At 53.4% G+C, this 6000-nt stretch carries 3 protein-coding genes; 2 read left to right on the top strand and 1 reads right to left on the bottom strand.

From position 1 onward, the window contains the following. Positions 1-183 precede the first annotated feature (183 nt). Positions 184-399: a hypothetical protein gene (locus AC5JLP_RS13590; RefSeq protein ID WP_496068452.1), complete on the bottom strand. Its 216-nt coding sequence runs from the start codon at positions 397-399 to the stop codon at positions 184-186. Positions 400-1049: 650 nt separating this feature from the next. Between AC5JLP_RS13590 and AC5JLP_RS13585 the strand changes: the two genes are divergently transcribed. Next, complete coding sequence (locus AC5JLP_RS13585; RefSeq protein WP_496068451.1) at positions 1050-2405, top strand: efflux RND transporter periplasmic adaptor subunit; 1356 nt, start codon at positions 1050-1052, stop codon at positions 2403-2405. A gap of 149 nt (positions 2406-2554) precedes the next feature. After that, complete coding sequence (locus AC5JLP_RS13580) at positions 2555-5926, top strand: efflux RND transporter permease subunit (RefSeq protein WP_496068450.1); 3372 nt, start codon at positions 2555-2557, stop codon at positions 5924-5926. The last annotated feature ends 74 nt before the right edge of the window (positions 5927-6000 follow it).

Genomic DNA, 6000 nt, shown 5'->3' with positions numbered 1-6000 from the left:
TTGCTCAGTGCTTTACTGGAGAACCTTCTTGCTTAACTCCCCGGAATCCCTATTGAGCCTCCCGATTTAGGAAAGAGACGGTTAGAGAAAGACGTCTATTGCTCTCAAGCGGCCCTTCTGAGGAAAAGCTCCGACGATCATCCTGATGGCTGATAGCTAGCAGCGTCTCCCCAATCCGTCTTTCTACATCTGGTTACCCAACAGTTTTTCCAGGTGATCATACTCAATAGGGCCATACTTGACTTGGACGAAGCCTGTTTGCTTTGTCCAATCTCCAATGAGAAAGTAAGCGTCATCCTTGATCGCAAAAACCGTAGCCGTGTGTCCTCTCATAGAGCCGTGTACCAGACGGACACGATCGCCCACATTTAAAGCGGTTCTTTGCATGGCTTTCATCATGATGCAGTGGTAAAGCTACAAGTGTGTAGAAATTACGTAGGGTTGATACACCAAGATCTATTACCGTTCCAGAGACAAGACGGTGCTTTGGTCGAGATGGTTACTGATTGAGCAAAAACTTTTCAATAAATTTAGCGAGCGCTTTTTGCTCAAAGAAATGAGGCTGCTTGGTATACACGATCGGGCTTCACTCAGCAGGGGCAGATCTGGGACGACGCTGACGATCCACACGCTATCAGCGCAGTGTTGCTTGCACAGTGCTTTTGGCTGCTGCGCTCAGTTCTGCTTGAGTCAAGATTTTTGAGCCAATTTTTTAACACCAACTTTTTTGAGCCAACGTTTGAACCAGAGCTTGGGCTACGCAGTCTAACTAGGAGGTCTCGTTGCCTCAATCTGCTCATCCACTGAGTATTGCATTTGCTTTTTGACAACGGCTTTACGCAAGCATCCTTCGCTTGATAGACAGGATATTGTGTAAAGAATTGTAAAATGGCGGCATTGTGTAAGCCGTCCGCTTTGCTTCTATTCACTGATGTATATGGCACTCCATCTCTATGCTTTCTTCCATGCATTCACCGACGACTTTACACCCCCAGTCAGCCCCTTTTAAGTCTCTCCCATTCCAAACTCATCCGGCTAACATAGGCTGGATGACTCGCTGGGGGGTTCTCGCTGCTTTTATGGTGGCGCTTTCAGGCTGTAATTTTTTGCCTAAAGATGCGGCTGATGCTCAGACTAAACCGTCTGGGGCCGCTCAGGGGCGAGGGGCGGCAGCAGTTGATGTGGCGATCGCGGCGACGGCTCCGCTGGAAACGGCGAGAGAATACACAGGCACAACTCAACCCTTACAGGAAGTGGCGATTCGCGCTCAGGCGGAAGGCCAATTGCGGCAACTGACTGTGGATGTAGGCGATCGCGTTCAGCGCGGTCAAACCCTGGCGCAAATTGATGACTCTCTTTTAAATGCAGCCACAACCGAAGCAGAAGCCGAGCTTGCCTCCAGACGTTCTGAAATTAGCCAGCTTCAGACACAGGTTAGCGACGCCCGGACGCAGGTAGAACAGTCTCGGCTGCAACTGCAACAAGCTGAAGCGGATGCGGCTCGTTACGACAAACTCGCCAAAGATGGTGCGATCACGCAGCAGCAAGCAGAGCAGTCCCGTACACAAGCAAAAACAGCCGCACAGGTCTTGCGATCGAGCCAGGAAAAGGTTCGCAATCAACAGCAGGCGATCGTGGCAGCGAACGGTCGCATTGTGGCACAGCAGGCCGTTGTGGCACAGCAACAAGAGCGGCGATCATATGCCGTGCTGACCGCTCCCATTAATGGTGCCGTGCTGACACGCTCAACTGAGGTCGGCAACCTGGTACAGGTTGGCAATGAATTAATGCGGGTCGGTGATTTTAGTCGCGCAAAGGTGACGTTGCAGGTTTCGGAACTCGATTTAGCAAACGTTCGTTTGGGTGGAACGGCAAACGTGCGGCTGGATGCCTTTCCCAATGAGCAGTTTACGGGCACCGTAACGCGTGTGTCGCCTGCTGCCAATCCAATCTCTCGTCTGGTACCCGTTGAAGTGACCATTCCCAACCCAACGGGCAAAGTAGGCAGTGGCTTGCTGGCACGGGTGAGCTTTACGCAAAAAACGACCGATCGCGTCGTTGTACCACTTTCTGCCTTGCAGGACGATCGTGCCCAAGGGCAACAACCTAACCAGAAAGCCAATCAGCCATCCAAGCAAGCAGGCACAAATACAGGCACCTCCAAAGCTGGCGATCGGGCGCAGGGTGGAGCCAAACCCAAACAGACAAAAGGTACGCTGTTTGTAGTGGTCGGCGAAGGCGAACAGGCAAAAGTGGCGGCACGCTCAGTCACATTGGGCGAACAGGCTGATGGCAAAGTCCAAATTCTGGCTGGCCTGAATCCGGGCGATCGCTTCGTCTCGCGCACTGGCAAACCACTCAAAGATGGCGACTCCGTGCGCTTAAGCATTCTGTCAGCAAAATAGAGTCACGAAGTGGAGCTAGTGCAGTAAACGCAAGCTATTCCTTGCCGTCCAGAAGTTCGCTGGGGTGAAGTGTTCATGCACTCATTCAGGGGCGACCTCCATCAAATGCTGACTCCTGCATTCTCATTCCCTACTCCCCATTTACCGACATGCAACCCCCTTCATCGTCTGGCTTTAGCTTGAGTACCCTCTCAATTCGACAGCACATCGGTACTTTGATGCTGACGCTGACCGTCATTGTGGTGGGCATCTTTTTCATCGCGCAACTGCCAGTCGATCTGCTGCCGTCCATTACCTACCCCCGCATTGGGGTACGCCTGGAAGCGCCCGGTATTTCGCCAGAGGTAGCGATCGACGAGATCACTCGACCACTCGAAGAAGCGTTGTCAACGACTGATGGAGTCGTGCAAATCTATTCGCAAACGCGAGAGGGGCAGGTCAACCTGGATTTGTATTTCAACCCTGGCAGCAACGTGGATCAGGCGCTCAATGATACAACTGCTGCGTTTAACCGCAACCGAAACCAGCTACCCGATACGATCGAAGAACCACGCCTCTTTAAAGCCGATCCGTCGCAGTTGCCTGTTTACGAAATGGCACTCACGTCACCGTCATTGCGAGATGTCGATCTGCGTGTGTTTGCTGATGAAGAACTATCGCGTGAGCTGAGTATCGTTGCAGGCGTTGCGTCAGCGGATGTTTCGGGTGGCGTAGTCGAAGAAGTGCGCGTCAACATTGACTTAAATCGCCTGCAAGCACTGGGCATTGGGTTGACGGATGTACTGGACGAATTGGAGCAGCGCAATCAGGATGTCTCTGGTGGACGCATTTTGGGCGAAAACTCGGAACCGTTGACGCGGGCAGTGGGGCGCTTTCGAGATGCGGGGGAGATTCGAGATTTGTCGTTTGCGGTCGGCAGTCAGGAGTCAGGAGTCAGGAGTCAGGAGTCAGGAGGGAGCGGACAGCAAGGTACGCCCCAAACCTCGACTAGTGCAACTCAAAACTCGACACTCTCAACTCAAAACTCTCCTTCCCAAAGGGTTTACTTGCGCGATTTCGCCGAAGTGATCGACGGTACGGAAGAGGAGCGAGTGCTGGTCAATCTGAATCGGCAAAAAGCCGTCAAAATCAGCGTGCAGAAGCAGCCAGATGCCAATACGGTGTCGGTGGTGGATGCCGTGAAGCAACGGTTGGAGGAGTTGCGACAGTCGGGGTTAATTCCAGCAGACATGATCATCACGCCGACCTTGGATGAGTCAAAATTTATTCGCAATTCGCTGGCGGATGTAATCAATTCAGGCCTATCAGGCGCGTTGTTGGCGGCGATCGCCGTCTTCATCTTTCTGGGATCACTCCGACAGACGTTTATTATTGCGCTGACGATTCCACTCTGTACGCTGGCAGCAGCGATCGTGATGAAGCTTTGCGGCTTCTCGCTTAACATTTTTAGCTTGGGTGGACTGGCAATCAGTGTTGGGCAGGCGATCGATACCTCTGTGGTGATTCTTGAAAACGTCAGCAAACGGGTAGAAACGCTTAAGCTGGATGGGAGCCTCGATCATCGCAACGGGAACGGGCATCCCAACAGCAACGGGAATAGCAATGGGAATGGAAAGAGCGATCGTGCCCGTACCCTGATCACTGCTGTTGAGGAAAGCAGCCGTGAAGTCGAATCGTCACTTGTCGCCTCAACTGCTGCCAACCTGGTATCGGTACTGCCCTTTATCCTGGTGGGTGGCTTTGTCTCGCTGCTGTTTAACGAACTCATTCTTACAATTTGCTTTGCGGTCGCCGCCTCATTGCTTGTCGCGGTTACGGTTGTACCCATGTTATCGGCTCGTCTCTTTGCCATTGAGTGGTCGAGTGGGTTAAAGCGGCTATGGCTGCTGCGTGCGTTTAACCAACGGCTAGACGGTCTTACGCGCTCCTACGGCAACACGCTGGCGAAGGTGATTCGTCGTCGGGCGATCGTCATTGTGACGGCATTTATCGTGTTGGGTGGTAGCGGCATCGCGATGGCGGGTCAGATTCCCCAAGAAATTCTGCCGCGCATCAGCACCGGGCAGGCCAATGTCAACGTGCAGTTTCCACCCGGCACCTCGCTAGAGACGAATCGGCGCGTGATGGCAGCGGTGGATGATGTACTGCTCAAACAGCCAGAGACAGAGTATGTCTTCACAACCGCAGGCGGTTCGCTGTTTGGTAACACGGTTTCATCGAACCCGTCGCGCAGTACGGGCAGCGTGACCCTCAAAGAGGGGAGTGACGTGGTGGAATTTACCGAACGGGTCACACGAGAAATGAACAAGCTCAATCTGGCAGGCATTCGGGTACGGGTTTCTGCGGGTTCTGTGCGTGGTTTGACCCTGAATAACTCTCCGTTACGGGGTGCGGAAGTGGATGTAGTGCTTCAGGGGGAAGATACAAACGCACTGCGGCAGGCAGGTCGGCAAGTGCTGTCGGCTTTGGATGAACAGGTCACACTATCGGCGTTTCGCCCTGATGCAGACGATCGCCAGCCTGAAGTGCAAATTCGCCCCGATTGGGAACGTGCCAATGCCCTCGGTTTGACGACCCAGGAGATTGGCAGCACCATTCAAACCGCGATCGAAGGTTCCGTGCCGACCCAGTTGCAGCGCAGTGAACGTTTGGTCGATGTGCGGGTGCAGTTAAATCAGGATTTGCTGAAACAGCCCTCCCAATTGGCTCAACTTCCGCTGTTTGTCGATAACAGTGCCTTGGTGCGTTTGAGCGACGTTGCCAAAATTGAGGAAGGTCAGGCTCCTGGTGAGATTCAGCGCATTAACCAGCGTTCTGTTTTTCTCATTGCAGGCAACTTGAATAAAGGCGCGAGTCTGGGCGCAGCGTTAGAAGAAGTGCAGCAAATTGTCTCCAAGCTAGAGCTGCCGGATGGCGTAACGGTGCTGCCAAGCTATGCCGGACAAACGAACAAAGAACTTCAGGGAGCGCTGGTCGTGCTGGGCGGGCTGGCAGCTTTTCTGGTCTTTGTGGTCATGGCAGTGCAGTATAACTCTGTCATCGATCCGCTGGTCATTATTCTGACCGTGCCGTTGGCCTTGGCGGGTGGTATTTTGGGGCTATTTGTGACGCAAACCGCGATCGGCATTACGGTCGTAGTCGGTGCGGTGCTGCTCGTCGGAATTGTGGTTAACAACGCCATCATCATGGTAGAGACGGCAAACCAGCTTCGAGAAGAAGAGGGACTCGATCGCAAAACTGCCATCATGAAAGCTGCGCCTCAACGTCTGCGCCCAATCCTCATGACGACGATCACCACCGTCTTGGGACTGTTTCCTCTAGCGCTAGGTATCGGCGAAGGCTCAGAGTTCTTGCAGCCATTAGGCGTTGTCGTCTTCTCCGGTTTGACCCTGGCAACCATGCTCACACTGTTTATCATCCCCTGCTTCTACGTCCTGCTGCACGACATCTTTAAGCGGGATATGGGCATCGGGCAGTTGGTTAACCGGACGCGATCGCTCGTCATTTCGGCACGGCGGTAGGGTTCGACTTTCACCGCAAATGTGGGGCAAAACAACGCCCAATACAACGATAGGGACACACGATCGTGTGTCCC

Source organism: Stenomitos rutilans (assembly GCF_059505485.1).
The sequence above is the reverse complement of the archived record's forward strand: the minus strand, read 5'-3'. Positions and strand labels throughout refer to the sequence as shown.

Bases quoted from the DNA above. Each gene is read 5' to 3' on its own strand.
- AC5JLP_RS13590 (WP_496068452.1), bottom strand. From the start codon at position 399: ATGATGAAAGCCATGCAAAGAACCGCTTTAAATGTGGGCGATCGTGTC.
- AC5JLP_RS13585 (WP_496068451.1), top strand. From the start codon at position 1,050: ATGACTCGCTGGGGGGTTCTCGCTGCTTTTATGGTGGCGCTTTCAGGC.
- AC5JLP_RS13580 (WP_496068450.1), top strand. From the start codon at position 2,555: ATGCAACCCCCTTCATCGTCTGGCTTTAGCTTGAGTACCCTCTCAATT.